Raw genomic sequence first — 19,179 nt, forward strand, 5'->3', positions numbered from 1 at the left:
TCTAATGGACTAGTTAATCAACCTTTTTACTTCATCAAAGTTTAAGCCTCCGTAATTTCCTGAACTCATTAATAACAGAGCTGAATTATCAAGGTTTAAATTGAATAAATATTCCCTAAATTCCGTTGGATTGGTATAAATAATTAGATCTTTACGATTAAAAGCTGTTGCTATCTGATCGTATGTAACTTCTTCCAGCTGTTTAATTTTTACCGCATCCGGGGAATAAAACACTACAGCAACATCTGCATATTCTAAGGCTCCTTCATATTCTTTCAGGAACTCAGCATTTAGACTACTATAGGTGTGCAGCTCTAAGCAAGCTACTAAAGTTCTGTTTGGGTATTGTTCTTTTACGGCTTTTGTCGTTGCAGCCACTTTACTTGGTGAATGGGCAAAATCTTTGTAAGCGACTTTTCCCTTTCCTTCTGCAATTTTCTCTAATCTTTTAGAGGCACCTTTAAAGCTGGCAATTGCTTCATAGAAATCTGCTTCATCTACGCCCATGTTTTGGCAAATCCATTTAGCTCCTGCTAAATTATTTAAATTATGCGCACCAAAAACCTCAATTGGCATATCGCCTTCAGGAGTTTCTAACAAGGTCACTCCATCATTTACACTATAATTTGGAGTAGAATAGGCCAATTTACGAATTGGGTTTGTAGCGGCTTCTGCAACACGTTTTACTTCTGGATCTTCTTCATTATAAACTAAGATTCCTCCATTGGTGATTTTTGCAATAAAAATTTCGAATTGCTCTACGTAGTTCTCATAAGTTGGGAATACATTAATATGATCCCAGGCAATTCCTGAAATTAAAGCAATGTTGGGCTGATACAAATGAAATTTGGGACGTCTGTCTATTGGAGATGATAAATACTCATCCCCTTCCAGAACCACAAAATCATTTTCTTCCGTAAGATGCACCATGGTATCAAAACCTTCTAATTGTGCGCCTACCATATAATCAACTTCGATATTATGATAATGCATAACATGCAAAATCATAGAAGTAATCGTAGTTTTCCCGTGAGACCCCCCGATTACAACTCTGGTCTTGTTTTTAGATTGTTCATATAAAAATTCCGGATAAGAGTAAATTTTCAAACCCAATTCCTGCGCTTTCAACAATTCAGGATTATCAGCTTTAGCATGCATTCCTAAGATTATAGCATCAATATCGGCAGTTATTTTTTCAGGAAACCAACCCAATTCAACAGGCAAAATTCCTTTTTTTTCTAATCTGGATTTTGATGGCTCAAAAATAGCATCATCGCTACCTGTAACCTTATATCCTTTGTTATGTAATGCTAATGCTAAATTGTGCATAGCGCTCCCGCCTATTGCGATGAAATGTGTTTTCATTAAATTCCAATTTTTTAAAATTCCAAATTCCAATCTTTAAGTGGAATTCCATTTTGAGCTTTATCAAAGCTCAAACTTTTGTTTCAATTCCCTGGCTTTTTTAGGGTCTTTTAATTTATTCAAATATAAATTATATAATTTTTGAAATGTGACTTTTGATTTACCAATTTCATTAGCCTTCATATAATTTTTTTCGGCTGCTGTATATCTTTTAAAATATTCGTCGATTCTGCCTTTTGACAAATAACCGTCTACTGGCGAAAATTGTGCTAGTTCATTCGAATACCCAAGTGCTTTTGATTCGCTTCCTCCTAAAATTCCCGGTAGCAGTAAATAAATTTCTATCAGAGCCCATCTGGCCTGAACATGTTTTGGATTTAAAATAATTGCTCTTTCAAATGCCTCTTTCATTCCATCAACCATCGTAAAAGCTTTGAGCTTGTTCACTTCCATTGCCCTCATTGCCAAACAGCCTCCATATTTATAAAAATATTCAGCTTCTGTTGGTTTTAATTCTTTCAGCTTCTTGAAATATTCGGCACCTTTTACCCACGATTTATGAATGGCGGCTATCTCTCCCAGAAATTCAATTGTCTTAATATCCGAAGGTTTATTCTTTAAAACTCCTTCGAATAGAACTTGTGCCTCGTCATATTTTTTGGCATGAAATAATTTTTCCGCTTTTTCAAAATTCGATTGTGACCATAATAAAATGGGCATCAATAAAAAGAAGAAAAGGAGTTTTTTCATGTTTCAAAAATAAGGAAATATAAAACGTAACATTTCCTTTTAGATATAAATTAATAATTTCTATCCAATTTATTTTATCAGTTTCCGAAACTTTAAATGCGAGTACACAACAGCAGCGAATTCACAAGCCATACAAAGGGAATCAGTGTAAAGGTTAATGAACAAGTGTTTGTAAAATTCCAAAATTACTGTAAATTATCTACCAAAAAAAAAATCATAAAAAAACCCGGCAGGTTTTAATAACCTGTCGGGTTTAATTTTTTAAAATCGATAAAACCAATTTCAAAAAAAATTACCTAACAGTTTTTTAAAACCTGTTAGGTCTGCTTAATGATAAATCAATTATTTTACAATCGTCAATTCATCAATAATATTCTTAGCTCCTGCATATTTGTCGATGATCCAAAGTACATAACGAATATCTACATTAATGGTTCTTTGCAATTTAGGATCAAAAATAACATCCCCAGCCATAGCTTCGATGTTACCATCAAAAGCGATTCCGATTAATTCTCCTTTTCCGTTAAGAACCGGTGAACCTGAATTTCCTCCTGTAATATCATTATCTGTCAGGAAGTTTACCGGCATATATCCTGCTTTATCAGCATATTGTCCAAAATCTTTTGCTTTGTTTAATTCTAATAAACGTTTTGGTAAATCAAATTCCTGATCTCCTGCTTTGTATTTTTTTACCATACTTTCCATAGTAGTATAGTTATTAATTTTAGCATCGTTACGTGGGTCTGCAGGTAAAGCGCGAACTTTTCCGTAAGTCAATCTCAAAGTAGAGTTGGCATCAGGGTATTGAATCGTATTTAATTTTGACTCTCTTAGACCCTCAACCAATTCGCGGAAAGCAGTTGCAAAACCATCGTCAGCTTTAGCCTGATCATCCGTTTTAGCACGGTATTTTGTCATTAAATCATTTGAAATAATATACAACGGATCGTGTACAATCGCTAATGGTTTTGGATTAGCCATAAATGCCAATACTTTTTCTTTAGTTGTAAAGTAACTTATTTCAGTTGCTTTTGCAACGTCAGCCGTAAAGTCACCATTGTTCTCTGCTTTCATTTTAGCTACTTGAGTACCTAAACCGTATTCAGCACCTTTTGAAGTATATAAATTCAATTGTGCAGCGAATATCTCTTTTTCTAGCGGCGCATAAAACTCGCCATAAATGTTATCGATCATTGTATTGATCTTAGGCAACATTTCTGCTTTCTTAGCGTCATTTTCATTATAGTAAGCAATCAAAGCATTTCCTAAATTTGAAGGTCCCGTTGCATAACTTGATGTACGCAAAAGTTGTGTCAAATAATTATCATGAGTAGCTTTTAAATTCGTAGATCTGTAATAATCATTGATAGTAGGAATTACATTTTCGTACTTTTCTTTATTAGCCGGTTTAGTTGCCCACTCGTAGAATTTATCTTCTTGCGCCGTTTTAGTATCTACAGTTCCTGCTTTAGTTAAAGCATCGATCATTCCCTGACGGTTTTTCCAGTAGTTGGCAGTCGAAGCATATTTAGAGGCATATTGCAAACGAACTGTTGCATCTTTGTCCATATACTTTTTCATTACATCCATACCTGTTTTTGCCCCTTCAACCCATGCAGGATATGCGAATTTGATGTTTTGCTCAATTCCGCCAGCTGGCATCCAACGGTTTGTTCTTCCCGGATATCCTAAAATCATCGCAAAATCATTTTCTTTTACTCCTTTAATACTTACAGGTAAGTAATGTTTAGGTTGTAAAGGCACATTATTTTTCGAATATTCTGCAGGATTTCCGTCTTTGTCAGCATACACTCTGAACATAGAGAAATCTCCTGTTTGACGAGGCCACTCCCAGTTGTCTGTATCTCCACCAAATTTACCTACACTTTCAGGAGGTGTTCCTACTAAACGAACATCTGTATAATCCTGGTAAACGAAATAGTAATACTCATTTCCCTGAAAGAAAGGACGAACAGAAACCGTATATTTTCCGCCTTCGTTATTTTCTTTTTCAATCAAATTGATTTCTTGCTGAATGATTTTGTTTCTTTCAGTTTCCGACATTTGGTCGTTTACTTTTGATAAAATTCTTTTAGAAACATCATCCATACGAACGAAGAAACGAACGTATAACGATTTTGGTTTCATTTCAGCACTTCTTTGCTTTGCCCAAAAACCGTCTTTTAGATAATTTTGTTCTGCTGTAGAAAGTTCCGCAATGGCATTATATCCACAGTGGTGATTGGTTAAAACCAATCCGTCTTTAGAAACGATTTCAGCAGTACAACCTCCGTTGAATTGCACAATCGCATCTTTTAAACTATGATGATTAATGCTGTAAATTTCTTCGGCTGTCAATTGTAAGCCCATTTTTTCCATATCTCTATGGTTCAATCTTTCGATAAACATCAAAAACCACATTCCTTCATCAGCTTTCACCGGAAGAGCCATTAAGCACATGGTTAAGAATAAAACTATTTTTTTCATGTTAATTTGTTTAAGTTCTGCGAATATAGAGCATTTTCGCAAAAAAAATATGCCAAAACATCAAAATCAGAACATATCAAATACATTCTACCTTTGTTTTACGAATTTCGCAAATTTCACAAATAGAAAATTAAGATTATATTATGATAAAATAGTCATTTAAATTATGAAAATTAAAACAAAACTTAAATAAAAAATTTAATCAATTGCTTATTTTGTAATAATTAACTTCCTTTAATAAAATTAACTTATAAATTATTTCCTACTATTTCAATTTGTATAGATTTGTAAAAATTTTACTTAATCAATACAAAATGAAAAAATTATTATTAGTAGTTGCCTTATTTATAGCAACTGTTTCAAACGCTCAAAAAGGTTCTGTCTTTTTAGGAGGAAATGTAGGCTTTACATCAGAAAAAATTGGGGATTCCAAATCGAATGATTTTGAATTTGCACCAAGAGTTGGATACCAGTTTGCTGACAACTGGGGAGCCGGTGTAGAAGGATCAATCCAGAATGTAGATACTGACGGATTAGAAAAAAGTGAAAAATATAAAATTGGAGGCTTTTTACGTTATACAACTTCAATTACTGAATTATTTGCATTTTATGCTGATTTAGGAGTAGGGTATCAAACCAACTCTATCAATGACGCAAAGGGTATGTATGCCAGTTTTACGCCTAATTTATCTATCAATATAAAAAGAGGCCTTGCCTTAAATTTCTCTATTGGTGGACTGAATTATGACAACATCGATGGCCATAATGATCTGAGACAGGAACGCATAGGATTTGATTTTGGAAAAACTTTTAAAATTGGAATTTCCAAAAATTTCGAATTGTAATTTAAATTAATCGAAATAATTTGTTTTTTTCGTTAAAAAACAAAAACCCGACAATCACAAAATTGTCGGGTTTTCTATTTTTAAAACATAATGTTTACTCGTTTAACATTTTCCAAAGTTTATCCTTCAGATCTGTTAACCCTTGTTGGGCCACTGAAGAAATAAACATATATGGAATATCTTTGAAAGCAACATCCAGTTCAACTTTAAGTTCAGCTTTAAGTTCATCATCAAGCATATCGCATTTTGAGATTACTAAAAGACGTTCTTTGTCTAACATTTCAGGATTGTATTTGGTCAACTCGTTAACCAAAATATCATACTCCCCTTTGATGTCCGGCGTATCAACAGGAACCAAGAACAACAATGTTGAGTTACGCTCAATATGACGCAGGAAATAATGTCCTAAACCTTTTCCTTCGGCAGCACCTTCAATAATCCCGGGAATATCAGCAATTACAAAAGACTGAAAATCTCTATATGCCACAATTCCTAAGTTTGGTTTTAAAGTTGTAAAAGGATAATCAGCAATTTTTGGTTTTGCAGAAGTCAATACCGATAATAAAGTTGATTTTCCAGCATTAGGAAAACCTACTAAGCCAACGTCTGCCAAAACTTTTAATTCCAGGATAACATCCATTTCTACTCCCGGTAAACCTGGTTGTGCATATCTTGGTGTTTGATTGGTTGAACTTCTAAAATGCCAGTTTCCTAATCCTCCTTTTCCTCCTCTTGAAAGAATTTGTTTTTCACCGTCCTCAGTAATTTCGAATAAAGTTTCGCCGGTTTCTTTATCTTTTACGACAGTCCCTAAAGGAACTTCAATAAATTTATCATCTCCATCAGCACCTGTACTACGATCTCCTCCTCCATCTCCACCGTGACCGGCTTTAATATGACGGGCAAATTTTAAATGAAACAATGTCCAAAGACCTTTATTCCCTACTAAATATACGTGTCCTCCACGACCACCATCACCTCCGTCCGGGCCTCCTTTTTCGATAAATTTCTCCCTATGTAAATGTGTAGATCCTTTTCCTCCCTTTCCGGAAGAAACATATATCTTAACATAATCTACAAAATTTCCTTCTGTCATTTTCTTTTTGTTTATGTATAGTTTAAAGTCTAAAGTTTCAGGTTTCAAGTTGGCGTGATACACATAACCTGAAACCTGAAACAAAATAAACCTGAAACAAATTTTTATTCTCAGTCTCAGCCTCGTTTTCAGCGCAAACTGCGACTGAATACTGTGACTGAAAACTATTTATTCTCTTTACTCTTTAAGTGCTTTTACCAGCACTTTATCAATCTTTACGCCATCCATATCGATGACTTCTAACACAAATTTTTGCCATATTAATTTTTCGCCTTCCTTAGGAATATGAGAAAGCTCGGTCATAATCATTCCGCTTACAGTATTTACTTCATAGTCATTTGTCAATTCGTCCAACTCAAAATAAGTTAGGAAATCGTGTAATGAATAGTGTCCGTCAACCAACCATGAACCATCTTCTCTTTCTATTAATTGAAATTCATCCTTATAAAAATCAGATGCATCTCCAACCAAAGCTTCCAGAATATCATTCAAAGTAATGATACCCTGAAAAACACCATATTCATCAGAAACCAAAGCATAGTGAATTCCTGTTTTTTTGAAATTCTCAAGTGCTTTGTAAGCGGTTGTCTGCTCCATTAAATAGGGAGCATCTACCATAATTGCGCTTAAATCAAAATGATCGCTTTCGATATTGGCAAATATGTTTTTTAAGGTTACAATTCCAACAATATCGTCGTAATTATCCCTGTAAACTGGATAAATGGTATGTAAATCCATTAAAACCAATTCCTTTATTTTTGCTTTATCGGCATTTAAAGGCAACATGTCTACCGATTTACGGTGTGTCATTAAAGAATTTACTTTTCGGTCGCCAATATGAAAAACACGCTCTACAATATCTTGCTCGATTTCCTGAACTTCTCCACCTTCTGTTCCTTCCTTGATGATGGCTTTAATTTCTTCCTCTGTTACTTTACCGTCGGCAGAAGGTTTTATTTGCAAAATATTCAATAAAAAATCAGTCGAAGTGGTAAGCAGCCAAATAAACGGCGCTGTAATGATCGAAATAATCTTCATTGGCAATGCTACCATTTTTGCAATCGATTCGGGATAGTTTAATCCGATTCGTTTTGGCAATAATTCTCCTAAAACTAATGAGAAAAATGTTAAAACTACCACAACAATCCCTACGGCAACTGAATGTGCGTAAGGTCTGAAAATTGCAAATCCGTTAACAAATGATTCTACATCAATTGTGATTTTATCACCACTATAAATACCGGTTAAAATCCCGATTAAGGTAATTCCGATTTGTACTGTAGACAAAAATTTATTTGGCGAATTGGCTAAATCGAGCGCAATTTTGGCACTTTTATTTCCTTTTTTTGCGGCAGTTTCAAGTCTATTTTTTCTTGCTGAAATAAGTGCAATTTCAGACATAGAGAAAACTCCGTTTAATAGTATTAGAAAAAATATTATTAGTATTTCCAATTTGAGGGTGATTCGTTATTTACTAGTTAGTTAATGTAATTTGTAATCTAAATGTTTTTAGCTCATCCCGATAGCTATTATCGGGAAAAGAAAAAAGCCCGGAGCTAAAAAAACTAATTTTTCCTGCCAGAAAACAATCGATTCCCAAGCATAGGGATAAGCTCGTTTTATAGTATAGAAAAATAGTTTTTTTACTCGGGTCCCGATAGCTATCGGAAGGTAACGTACAGCTGGAAAAAGCTTCTACAAATTATCTATAACTGACGTTAATCGTTCTGTAATTTCTTCGATAGTTCCGATACCGTTTACGGCGTGAAACTTATTTTGTTCTTTATAATATCCAATTAATGGAGCGGTTTTCTCGTTGTACTCCTGATATCTGACACGAATTTTTTCTTCGTCCTGATCATCAACTCTTCCACTTGTTTTCCCTCTTTCTAACAAACGCGCTATAAGAATTTCATCATCAGCTTCTAATGCGATTGTAGCAGTAACACTTGACCCAATTGTTGGTAAAAATTTATCCAAAGCTTCTGCCTGGTCCAAAGTTCTTGGATAACCATCAAACAAAAAACCTTGAGTATCCGGATGTTTATTTACCTCGTCTATTAACATTGCAGTAGTAACTTCGCAAGGAACCAATTCTCCATTGTCCATAAAAACTCTTGCTTTTTTACCTAAATCTGTATCATTTTTTAAATTAAAACGAAAAATATCTCCTGTTGAAAGATGTGTTAATTTGTATTTTTCTTTTAAAAATTCTGCCTGAGTCCCTTTTCCTGCCCCTGGCTTTCCAAATAAAACAATGTTAATCATAATATGAGTGAGTGTTGTTACTTCTGTTTTTTATAAGAAGTTTTAAATGAATATATAGTTGTGTGTGTGTTTATAATTATTCTGCCAATTTATATACTTCGGCTAAATTTCGTCCTAAACCATCGTAATCTAATCCGTAACCAACAATGAATTTATTTGGAATTCTGATTCCGATATAATCTATTTTAATGTCTTTTTTATAAGCATCCGGTTTAAAAAACAATGTAGCAATTTTAAAATGCTTTACGTTTAGCTCTTTAAATATGTGTTTTAATTCTTCGATTGTGTTTCCGGTATCGATAATATCCTCGATGATAATCACGGTTCTGCCTGTCAAATCCTGATTGATACCAATTAATTCTTTTACTGTATTAGTACTTTCAGTTCCTTCGTAAGATGCCATTTTGATAAATGAAACCTCGCAGGGACTTTTGTACTTTTTAAGAAAATCAGCAACGACCATGAATGCACCATTTAAAACACCAATAAAAATTGGAGTATCATCTCCAAAATCATCCTCTACTTGTGCTACTAATTTGGTCAAAGCAAAATCAATTTCTTTGGCCGAAATAAACGGAACAAATTGTTTATCGTGAAGTTGTATCATTATTTTTATGTTTAAAATAATGGGCAAAGATACAGAATTACAACCAAACTGTAAGTATCAAAATAGGCAGGACACATATTTTTTTAAGAATGTTAAATATCACTTAATATTTACAAATATTTTCTTGCAAGTATTTTTTATTTTACTAAATTGTTGTTCTATAAACATTTAACCCAAACACCAATGAAAACTACTTCGCAAATATTTTCAATATCTTTATTAGCCATACTGACAGCCTGTAATGGACAAGTAAAAAAAGAAGAGAAAGAGGCTCTCGCCAAACAACCCAACATTATAGTAAAAACTGCTATTGGCGATATTACCTTACCACCGCCGTATGCCACCGAATCTAAAACCAACAACAGCAAAGTGATAAAATGGCCTGAAGGCAAAACACCAGTAGCACCTGCAGGTTTTACAGTTACAAAATTTGCAGATGGTTTCGAAAATCCACGTTGGACTTATATTGCTCCAAATAATGACATTTTTGTGGTGGAAAGCGGAACAAGAACGAGTAAAAATCAGATTATCATTCTTCGTGATAAAGATAAAGACGGAAAATTTGAAACACGTGAGGTTTTCTTAAAAGACCTCAACAGGCCTTTTGGAATGCTGGTGCTTAAAGACTTTTTTTATGTGGCGAATACTGACGGACTATACCGATATCCTTATAAAAATACCCCTCTTAAATTAGAAACTCAGGGAACCAAAATTCTTGAACTTCCTGCGGGAGGGTACAACAATCACTGGACGAGAAATATAATTGCCAATCCTGATGGAACAAAAATCTATGTTTCAGTGGGTTCCGGGAGTAATGTTGGCGAAAACGGAATGGATAAAGAAGTTCGTCGTGCGGATATCTTAGAAATTAATCCTGACGGAACAGGTGAAAAAATTTATGCTGCCGGTCTTAGAAATCCTGTTGGAATGGACTGGAACCCTGCCAACAAAGAACTCTGGACAGCGGTTAACGAACGTGATGAATTGGGCGATGACCTTGTTCCGGATTACATTACCAGTGTAAAAAGAGACGGTTTTTATGGTTGGCCATACTCATATTACGGAAATAACCTCGATCCGAGAATGAAAGGCGAACGTAAAGATCTTGCCGAAAAAGCAATTGTTCCTGATGTTCCGGTTGGTGCTCACACGGCTTCTTTAGGATTGGCATTTTATAACAAAACAGCTTTTCCTGCAAAATATAAAAATGGAGCTTTCGTAGGACAACACGGATCATGGAACCGTGCTAAAATATCAGGTTACAAAGTTGTTTTTGTTCCTTTTGCAAACGGAAAACCTTCCGGCAAACCAGAAGACTTTTTAACTGGTTTTATTTCTAATGCTGATAAAGCTGAAGTTTTTGGTCGCCCGGTTGCGGTAACGGTTATGCAAGACGGATCGCTTTTGGTTAATGATGATAGCGGGAATACAATTTGGAAGGTAACTGCTAATAAATAAATTCCACATTAGGTTTCTTAGGACCATAACTAATTTAACCGCAAAGTTCGCTAAGTTTTTTCTATAGTTTTTATAAATACAAAGTTCGCAAAGCTTTGTATAGAACTAGCTTTGCGAACTTTCTATTTTTTAAAGTTAACATTAGGATATAAATCTTATCGAACTTTGCGATTAATTTTTTTCACTTTTCCATATTTTTAATAATTAAGCGTAAAACTGCTCAACAAACTCTTTTATGATTTTAAAAAAATATTGTTTCCTTTTTTTTGTGTTTATATGTTTCCAAAGCATCAAGGCACAAAAAAGAGAAAGCAAAACTATTGATTCTGTAAAAACCCAAAAATTGGACGAAGTAGTTATTAGTCCGCTCCATATTAATAACCGATTACAAAACACCCCTGCTTCTATTGGGATTTTATCTAAAAAAGACCTTCTGCAAAATAACGCCACAGATATTAGTACCGTAATCAATACGATTCCCGGTGTATTCATGCAATCATCCAATTTTACAACAACCCGAATTTCGATTCGTGGTATTGGCGCACGAACTCCTTACGGAACTAATAAAATCAGGGCTTTTTATGGTAGTATTCCGCTGACTTCAGGAAACAGCGAAACGGTGATTGATGATATTGATCTGGAAAATATCGGGCAAATTGAAGTGATTAAAGGTCCGCTCTCTAGTATTTATGGTGCGGGTTTGGGCGGTGCGATTTTGATTTCACCTCAACTTCTAAAAACAAATGGAGAAAATGCAAATGTAAGCAGTATTTTTGGTTCGTTTGGATTACTTAAAAATAGTTTGAATTATAGTCTAAATGAGAAAAGTTCTAGTCTGAATATCAACTATCATAATCTTAAGACTGATGGATGGCGAGAAAACAGTTCTTATAATCGGGAAGGAATCACCCTTGCCGGAGAACTATTCAAAAAGAAAAACAGCAAGCTTACTTACTTTTCAAATTATACGTATCTAAAAGCGTATATTCCGAGTTCTATTAGTAAGGAAGTATTTGACAGTAATCCGAAACTGGGCGCTCCCACCTGGGTAGCTTCAAAAGGATATAAAGAATACAAATCGACTCTGGGCGGATTGGCTTATGATTTTAAAATTAATAATCATCTGAATAATTCAACTTCGGTTTTTATTAATTATAAGGATAGTAACGAACCCCGTCCTTTTGACATTTTACGCCAATATACTTTTGGGACCGGAGGGAGAACCCAATTTTCAGGAAATTTTAAAACAGGAAAAACAGAAAATCAATTTATTGCCGGGATTGAATATTTTACGGATAATTATAACGGTAATACTTTTGAAAATTTATATAAAAACAACAACGGACAAGGCAGTTTGCAAGGAAATCAACTAACTGAAACCGATCAAAAAAGGCATTTTTACAATATCTTTTCACAAATCAGAACTTTACTTTCGGATCAATTCGAAATTCAGGCGGGACTGAATTATAACGAAACCCATTTTGAGCTTACGAATTTTCTCCCGAATAAAACCTCAACTGAAAAATACAGTTATGACGGAATCTTTTCGCCACAACTGTCTTTTTTATTTAAACCTAATCAGGAACGCACTTTATACTTTTCGGCAAGTCGCGGATTTTCATTACCTGCCACCGAAGAAACACTTACCAGTACGGGAAACATCAATCCCGATATAAAACCTGAAAGTGGTTATAATTTTGAAGCGGGGGGAAAATTCTATTTCTTCAATAAAAACCTTTACACGGAATTTGCCCTTTACCGAATGGAAATAAAAGATTTATTGGTAGCCAAACGAATCGGCGATGATCAGTACGAAGGTATAAATGCCGGCAAAACTTTTCATGAAGGAATTGAAATTCTGACAAAACACAATTGGCCAATAAATCGTTTTTTGACGTTGAATTCTTTTATTGCTGCTTCTATAGGAAAATATGAATTTAAAGATTTTGTCGATAACGGAAATGATTATTCGGGAAATAAATTAACGGGGGTTGCTGCCAATAAAGTAAACGCCGGGATTATTTTAAACACGAATTTAGGCATTTACCTTTCTGCTGATTTTCAGTTTACAGATAAAATTCCGTTGAACGATGCCAATTCAGCTTATTCCGATTCTTATACTATCATTAATCTAAAAACAGGTTATCGATTTGAAATACTACACAATTTAAATACCAATTTCGCTTTTGGCATTAATAACTTAACAGATGAAAAATATGCCTCTATGATTTTACCCAATGCAGTTGCTGTAGGGAATTCAACTCCCCGATATTATTATCCCGGCCTTCCTGTAAATTATTACGGATCAATTTCATTAAATTACTTATTTTAGAGGTGTATTAAAACCCGAAAAATGTCATCTGAATTACAAACAAAACTGGATTATGTAAAAGCGTACAGGGAAAATCGCCTGATGGCAGCACAATATGTTCTTGAAAATCAGTCTTTATTTCATGAATTGATTCAAATTTGTTTTTCTCCATTAGATAAAAACAATCACAAAGCCTGCTGGATTTTAGAATTTGTGTCTTATGAAGAATTGATATGGCTGCAACCTTATCTTGATTTCTTTTGTTCTCATTTGAAAGTTTTAAAAGACGAAAGTTCCATTAGGCCAATTGCAAAGGTGGTGCAGTTGTTGGTGAAATCACATTATAAAAAGAATGAAAATGTCATTTTTCTTTCTGAACAAAACCTGCAAGATTGCATCGAAGCTTCTTTTGACTGGCTAATCAACGATGTAAAAGTGGCTACTAAAGCCTATTCAATCAGAACATTATATATCTTAGGAAATCATTATGACTGGATTCATCCGGAACTTCAAATTATCCTCAATAAAGATTATGGGGATCACTCTGCTGCCTATAAAGCGGTAGCAAGAGAAGTTTTAAAGAAAATAGAATAGTTTTTAATGCATAAAAAAAGGACATCTACCTACAGATGTCCTCTTTTACTACTCAAAAAAATAAAAAAACGTTTCGATTATTGTACCTCTGTTAAAATTTAAAGCGAAGGAAAAACTCATTTGAATTTTTAGCACTTGCTACTATTTTACCAATATTGGTTTCGTATGCATATCCAAGTGTTAAATGATCACTAATTGTCAAACCTGCAATTGCCGCATAAGCATCATCGAATCTATAGCTCCCTCCAATTTCCAGAAATTTCTCGATTTGAAGCATTAAATTAACATCTACCGAAAGTGGTGAACCATTAACATATCGCATCATAAAGGATGGTTTTAACACTAACTCTGTAGCAGTATTAAAAGTATAATCATAACCACTGCTCAAATAAATATGTGCTCTGTCTGTTGCAACAGAAGTGTATCCCTCTTTATTTTTGGCACGTTCCGTATTTAACATTCTTGGGACAGAAAGGGATACGAAAAATTTATCATTCTTTAATAAAGCTCCAACACCTACGTTTGGATTAAATTGATTGATAGTCACTAAAGCCGGATCTGATTGAGGCGAATAGGTTTCAAGCCCTGAAGTATTCACGTTGTAGAAATTACCTCCTGCTTTTACTCCCAGATACAAATCAGTAAGAGCACCTACCTGAATTTTATAAGAGAAATCAATTCCTAATTGGGTTTGTTTTTCGATAAATGTTTTATCATACACCATAGAAACACCTAACCCTAAATTACTGCCAACTGATGTTCCGAAAGAAACTGCTTGTGTTTGCGGTGCGTCTTTAATCCCTGTCCATTGCTGACGAATGGTGCTTGCTAAAACAGTTTCTCCGTCAACACCTGCATAGGCTGGATTCACAACATTCATATGGTAGCGATACGTTGTAAAAAGACTTTCTTGTTGGGCAAAAAGCATACTACTAAAAAGTAGTAATGCTCCCGCCAATATATTTTTAATTATTTTCATTTCTAAAATTTTATTTTTTACAATTACCTGTTAATGTAGATCCAACCTTCTTTGTCAACTGTTCCGTTACCATCTAAATCAATCTGATAGTAATAGGAACTTGATTCTGGTAAAGAGCTTGAATTTCCTTTGTAATGTCCGTCCCAATCATTTTGGTAATTTCTTGCTGTGAATACTTCTGTTCCCCAACGATTGAAAACACGTACAACTGAATTAGGATGATTTTCGATATTCGAAATAACCCATGTATCATTGATACCATCTCCGTTTGGAGTAAATGCCTGAGAAATATTCATTTGATCTTTATCACAAGCATCGCCTATACCATTGTTGTTACGATCTTCCTGATACGGATTTGCTGTAATTGGACAGTTGTCAAACGAATCTTTAACTCCGTCATTGTCGTCATCATCGTCACAATTGTCTAAAATTCCGTCATTATCATTATCTCCAGCTTTATTTACAATCGTAACTTTTGCAGTAGCCGTAGCTGTATTTCCAGCTTTGTCTTTTACAGTCAGAATAACCGTATTCACTCCAACATTGGTACAATTAAAAGAAAGTTTATCAAGTGTTATTGTAGCAATACCACAATTGTCAGAACTTCCGTTATTGATTTGATTTGGTGTTATAGAAACATTTCCGACATCATCAAGTTCTACAGTTAAGTCCTGAGTTTTTGCAATTGGAAGAATATTATCCTGAACAGTTAAAATTGCTGTTGCAGAAGATTTATTTCCGCTTGCATCAATAGCAGTAAGTGTAATTGTATTAGCTCCTACATTATTACAAGTAAATGTACTTTTAGAAAGAGACAATATTGGCGCGTTACAAATATCTGTTGATCCATTGTCTACTTGTGCAGGAATTATTGTTACACTTCCGGTTGCATCAAGCTGAACTGTAATGTTTTTTGCCAGTACAATTGGCGCAATCTTATCTTCTATAATTACTGTTGCAGTTTTAGACGAAACGTTTCCGTATGCATCTGTTGCAGTCAACGTAACAATATTAGCTCCAATATTCGCACATGTAAATGTATTTGGTGAAACGATTAAAGTTGGAGTTCCGCAAGCATAAGTTGATCCGTTATTAATATCTGTAGCTACAAGCGATGCGTTTCCTGATGCATTCAATTGAATCGTAATATTTTTTGTTACTACGTTTGGTAAAATTTTGTTTTCCACTTTTACTATTGCAGTTTTCGACGAAGTATTTCCGCTCGCATCCGTAGCCGTAAGTGTCACTGTATTGTTTCCAATGTTTGCACAAGTAAATGTACTTGGAGATACAACCAAAGTTGGGGCTCCACAAATATCAGTTGATCCATTATCAACATCTGCAGCCTGAATTGTTACTACACCAGAAGCATCAAGTTGAACTGTGATATCTTTTGTCAAAACAGTTGGTGCAATTTTATCTTCGATTTTTACAATGGCAGTTTGAGAAGAAATATTCCCGTTTACATCTGTAGCTGTTAAAGTAACTGTATTGTCTCCAAGATTAGCACACGTAAATGCATTTGGAGAAACGACTAAAATTGCAATTCCACAAGCATCTGTCGATCCATTATCAATATCAGAAGTTACAATTGAGGCGTTTCCTGTTGCATCAAGCTGAACTGTGATATCTTTTGTTAAAACAGTAGCAGCAATTTTATCTTCGATTGTTACAATGGCAGTTTGAGAAGAAATGTTTCCGTTTGCATCTGTAGCTGTTAAAGTTACTGTATTGTCTCCAAGATTAGCACACGTAAATGCATTTGGAGAAACGACTAAAGTTGCAATTCCACAAGCATCTGTCGATCCATTATCAATATCAGAAGTTACAACTGAGACGTTTCCTGTTGCATCAAGCTGAACTGTGATATCTTTTGTCAAAACAGTAGCAGCAATTTTATCTTCGATTGTTACAATGGCAGTTTGAGAAGAAATATTACCGTTTGTATCTGTAGCTGTTAAAGTAACTGTATTGTCTCCAAGATTAGCACACGTAAATGCATTTGGAGAAACGACTAAAGTTGCAATTCCGCAAGCATCTGTCGATCCATTATCAATATCAGAAGTTACAATTGAGGCGTTTCCTGTTGCATCAAGCTGAACCGTGATATCTTTTGTCAAAACAGTAGCAGCAATTTTATCTTCGATTGTTACAATGGCAGTTTGAGAAGAAACATTCCCGTTTACATCTGTAACTGTTAAAGTAACTGTATTTGCTCCAATATTAGCACAAGTAAATGAAGTTTTATCTAATTCAATTTTATCAATGCCACAATTATCAGATGAACCGTTGTCAACATCAGAAGTTAAAATCGTAGCATTTCCTGTTGCATCAAGCTGGGCTGTAAAATCTTTTACAATTACCGTTGGCAACTCATTATCTGTTACCATTACCGTTTGAATTACTACAGCGGCCGCATTTCCGTTATCATCACTTACATTCCATGTAATTGTTGTACTTCCTACAGGATAAAAATCTGTAAGCAATTTTGAATCACTTCTTACTCCTGTTGGAGTAACAACTGCACAATTATCAGTAGCTGTTGCCGAAACTGAAACCAATGCACCGCAAATACCTGAATCTGTATTTACATTTTGATCTCCGTTTGAAACAATTACCGGAATTTCATTATCTGTTACCGTTACGGCTTGGATTAATTCAACTGCATCATTCCCGTTAACATCTTTTACATTCCATTTGATTGTTGTTGTTCCCACCGGATAAACATCTGTAAGTAATTTGGCATCACTTCGCACGCCTGTTGGATTTCCAACGCTACAATTGTCTGTTGCAGATGCTGAAACGGTTACAGTTGCACCACAAGTATTTGCATCAACATTTACATTTTGATCTCCGTTTGAAGTAACAACGGGAATTTGATTGTCTTTTACTTCTACTGTTTGTGTACATTGAACTGAGTTTCCGGAAGCATCAGTTGCTTTCCAAATTACTTCAGTAATTCCTACAGGATACACTCCCGAGGCGTCATTCGTTCCGGTAATATTATTGGTAACTGTAATTCCATTTGAACAATTATCCGAAGCTATTGAATTTGCACTACCAACCACCCAAAGAAGTGCGTTTTTCATCAGAATAGTTCCATCTGTAGTAGCAGTCCAAAAATCAGATCGTGAAGTTGATGAAGGAGGGAAAAAATTTAAATCTGCCCTGCGAACCTTTGATAATCCAACATTTTCTTTAATAATTACAAGTGGTGTCCCATCTGCCCAGTCTGCAATCTTAACCGCTCCTGTTGCCAATGTTCTGGAACTGCTTCTATAACCTGAAGTTCCCCCATTAAAACTTAACACTCCATTCATAATTGGATGCATTGAGTTGTAAACGGTCCCTAATGATTGCGATCTACCATTCAACTGCCCCCCTGCAATAAGACAACGGTATGCATCTGTATTAAAAGCACCTGACACTCCTAAGCCACTAAGTTCAAATACCATTGACACAACTCCTCCGCCATTATCTACATAAGTTGCTAAATTATTTCCTAAAAGTGTTGCGTTATTTAAAACATTATCAGTCCAAACTAATGCGGCTTTATAGTTAGCCAAAAGCGTCGTACCGGGCGTACCTGAAGCTGCATTAAAAAAATCAACCGAGTCAAAAGCTCCAGTTGCAATTAATTTATTTTGTACTTCGGCTACCCAACTTACATTCTCAGCAGCAATAAGTAATATTTTAGGTTTCAAATTACCTGCCTTAGGAATTACAACATTTGCAGTGCAAATTCCGGGATCACTATTTGTCACAATATTAGCCGGACACGTTATTACCGGCGCAGTATCATCTATAACCTTAATTGTCGCTGTTGCATAACTTTTATTTCCATCTGTATCAGTAACAACAAGAGTAACTGTATTGTCGCCAATATTTGCACAGCTAAAAGTGAAAGAAGGTTTCAAAGATGCCGGTGAAGGTTCGTATGAAGCGCTTATAGAAAGTATCTTACCTACATTCGGACAAGGATCGCCCCCCATATTAGCATTACTTATAAAAATACTGGCTGAATTGTTATTCAAGAAATAAGACGAAACAAAAGATTGAACATTTGAATAACAAGAAGGATAAGAAGCATCTGCACAACTTTTGGCTGATGTACCATAAATTGCAAAATCTACCGTCTTAAAAATTGATCCTGTTGCTGCAGCAGCCAACAGCGTACTGTTCTCATTTGCTGTAATACAACGTGTTCCAACAGTAGCGGTCGTCAGCATGTAACTGGCGATTCCTGTGTTATCTGTAGAACCATTATCCACATCCTGAGCATTCACTGTCACATTTCCGGAAGCATCGAGCTTTACAGTAATGTTTTTTGCTATTGCAGTAGGGGGATTTTGAGCATGTATCATATTGATAAAAAGAAATACGATACTCACTAAAAAGAGTAATTTTAATTTCATACTG

General features: G+C 34.9%; 13 protein-coding genes. 4 read left to right on the forward strand and 9 right to left on the reverse strand.

Translation table 11 applies throughout. The features are described 5' to 3' along the window. Positions 1-9 precede the first annotated feature (9 nt). The 3 genes from ACQY44_RS16375 to ACQY44_RS16385 form a co-directional block, all read right to left on the reverse strand. Positions 10-1,365 (reverse strand): UDP-N-acetylmuramate--L-alanine ligase, encoded by a 1,356-nt coding sequence (locus ACQY44_RS16375; RefSeq protein WP_428231377.1) that lies wholly within the window; start codon positions 1,363-1,365, stop codon positions 10-12. 63 nt (positions 1,366-1,428) lie between these two features. Then, entirely contained in the window at positions 1,429-2,115 is a 687-nt protein-coding gene (locus tag ACQY44_RS16380) for a tetratricopeptide repeat protein (protein ID WP_428231378.1), read from the reverse strand. A 342-nt stretch (positions 2,116-2,457) separates the two neighbouring features. Next, complete coding sequence (locus ACQY44_RS16385; RefSeq protein WP_428231379.1) at positions 2,458-4,602, reverse strand: S46 family peptidase; 2,145 nt, start codon at positions 4,600-4,602, stop codon at positions 2,458-2,460. 314 nt (positions 4,603-4,916) lie between these two features. Between ACQY44_RS16385 and ACQY44_RS16390 the strand changes: the two genes are divergently transcribed. Next, positions 4,917-5,447, forward strand: a complete 531-nt coding sequence (locus tag ACQY44_RS16390) for an outer membrane beta-barrel protein (RefSeq protein ID WP_428231380.1) — start codon at positions 4,917-4,919, stop codon at positions 5,445-5,447. A 94-nt stretch (positions 5,448-5,541) separates the two neighbouring features. Here the strand turns inward: ACQY44_RS16390 and obgE are convergent, their stop codons facing one another. From obgE to hpt, 4 genes are all read right to left on the reverse strand, one after another. Beyond that, on the reverse strand, positions 5,542-6,543 hold the full coding sequence (gene obgE / locus ACQY44_RS16395; RefSeq protein WP_072960539.1) for a GTPase ObgE: 1,002 nt from the start codon (positions 6,541-6,543) through the stop codon (positions 5,542-5,544). Positions 6,544-6,720: 177 nt separating this feature from the next. Beyond that, positions 6,721-7,995, reverse strand: a complete 1,275-nt coding sequence (locus tag ACQY44_RS16400; RefSeq protein ID WP_428231381.1) for a hemolysin family protein — start codon at positions 7,993-7,995, stop codon at positions 6,721-6,723. Between the two features lie 243 nt (positions 7,996-8,238). Then, positions 8,239-8,811 carry an adenylate kinase gene (locus ACQY44_RS16405; RefSeq protein ID WP_428231382.1) on the reverse strand — a complete coding sequence of 191 codons (573 nt, stop codon included), beginning with the start codon at positions 8,809-8,811 and terminating at the stop codon, positions 8,239-8,241. Positions 8,812-8,887: 76 nt separating this feature from the next. Next, complete coding sequence (gene hpt / locus ACQY44_RS16410; protein ID WP_428231383.1) at positions 8,888-9,418, reverse strand: hypoxanthine phosphoribosyltransferase; 531 nt, start codon at positions 9,416-9,418, stop codon at positions 8,888-8,890. Positions 9,419-9,601: 183 nt separating this feature from the next. Here hpt and ACQY44_RS16415 point away from each other — a divergent pair, with 183 nt between their 5' ends. From ACQY44_RS16415 to ACQY44_RS16425, 3 genes are all read left to right on the forward strand, one after another. Continuing rightward, positions 9,602-10,876: a PQQ-dependent sugar dehydrogenase gene (locus tag ACQY44_RS16415; RefSeq protein WP_428231384.1), complete on the forward strand. Its 1,275-nt coding sequence runs from the start codon at positions 9,602-9,604 to the stop codon at positions 10,874-10,876. A 343-nt stretch (positions 10,877-11,219) separates the two neighbouring features. Continuing rightward, complete coding sequence (locus tag ACQY44_RS16420; protein WP_428231385.1) at positions 11,220-13,208, forward strand: TonB-dependent receptor; 1,989 nt, start codon at positions 11,220-11,222, stop codon at positions 13,206-13,208. Positions 13,209-13,229: 21 nt separating this feature from the next. Further along, entirely contained in the window at positions 13,230-13,781 is a 552-nt protein-coding gene (locus tag ACQY44_RS16425; RefSeq protein WP_428231386.1) for a hypothetical protein, read from the forward strand. 91 nt (positions 13,782-13,872) lie between these two features. Here the strand turns inward: ACQY44_RS16425 and ACQY44_RS16430 are convergent, their stop codons facing one another. Both ACQY44_RS16430 and ACQY44_RS16435 read right to left on the reverse strand, forming a co-directional pair. Beyond that, a complete protein-coding gene (locus tag ACQY44_RS16430) occupies positions 13,873-14,760 on the reverse strand; it encodes a PorP/SprF family type IX secretion system membrane protein (RefSeq protein ID WP_428231387.1) in 888 nt (295 codons plus the stop codon). 23 nt (positions 14,761-14,783) lie between these two features. Further along, positions 14,784-19,175, reverse strand: a complete 4,392-nt coding sequence (locus tag ACQY44_RS16435; protein WP_428231388.1) for a gliding motility-associated C-terminal domain-containing protein — start codon at positions 19,173-19,175, stop codon at positions 14,784-14,786. Positions 19,176-19,179 lie beyond the last annotated feature (4 nt).

The sequence above is a fragment of the Flavobacterium sp. genome (assembly GCF_965277525.1).
Taxonomy (GTDB): Bacteria; Bacteroidota; Bacteroidia; order Flavobacteriales; family Flavobacteriaceae; genus Flavobacterium.

Coding starts and splice junctions, on each gene's coding strand:
- ACQY44_RS16375 (WP_428231377.1), bottom strand. CDS start 1,365: ATGAAAACACATTTCATCGCAATAGGCGGGAGCGCTATGCACAATTTA.
- ACQY44_RS16380 (WP_428231378.1), bottom strand. CDS start 2,115: ATGAAAAAACTCCTTTTCTTCTTTTTATTGATGCCCATTTTATTATGG.
- ACQY44_RS16385 (WP_428231379.1), bottom strand. CDS start 4,602: ATGAAAAAAATAGTTTTATTCTTAACCATGTGCTTAATGGCTCTTCCG.
- ACQY44_RS16390 (WP_428231380.1), top strand. CDS start 4,917: ATGAAAAAATTATTATTAGTAGTTGCCTTATTTATAGCAACTGTTTCA.
- obgE (WP_072960539.1), bottom strand. CDS start 6,543: ATGACAGAAGGAAATTTTGTAGATTATGTTAAGATATATGTTTCTTCC.
- ACQY44_RS16405 (WP_428231382.1), bottom strand. CDS start 8,811: ATGATTAACATTGTTTTATTTGGAAAGCCAGGGGCAGGAAAAGGGACT.
- hpt (WP_428231383.1), bottom strand. CDS start 9,418: ATGATACAACTTCACGATAAACAATTTGTTCCGTTTATTTCGGCCAAA.
- ACQY44_RS16415 (WP_428231384.1), top strand. CDS start 9,602: ATGAAAACTACTTCGCAAATATTTTCAATATCTTTATTAGCCATACTG.
- ACQY44_RS16425 (WP_428231386.1), top strand. CDS start 13,230: ATGTCATCTGAATTACAAACAAAACTGGATTATGTAAAAGCGTACAGG.
- ACQY44_RS16430 (WP_428231387.1), bottom strand. CDS start 14,760: ATGAAAATAATTAAAAATATATTGGCGGGAGCATTACTACTTTTTAGT.
- ACQY44_RS16435 (WP_428231388.1), bottom strand. CDS start 19,175: ATGAAATTAAAATTACTCTTTTTAGTGAGTATCGTATTTCTTTTTATC.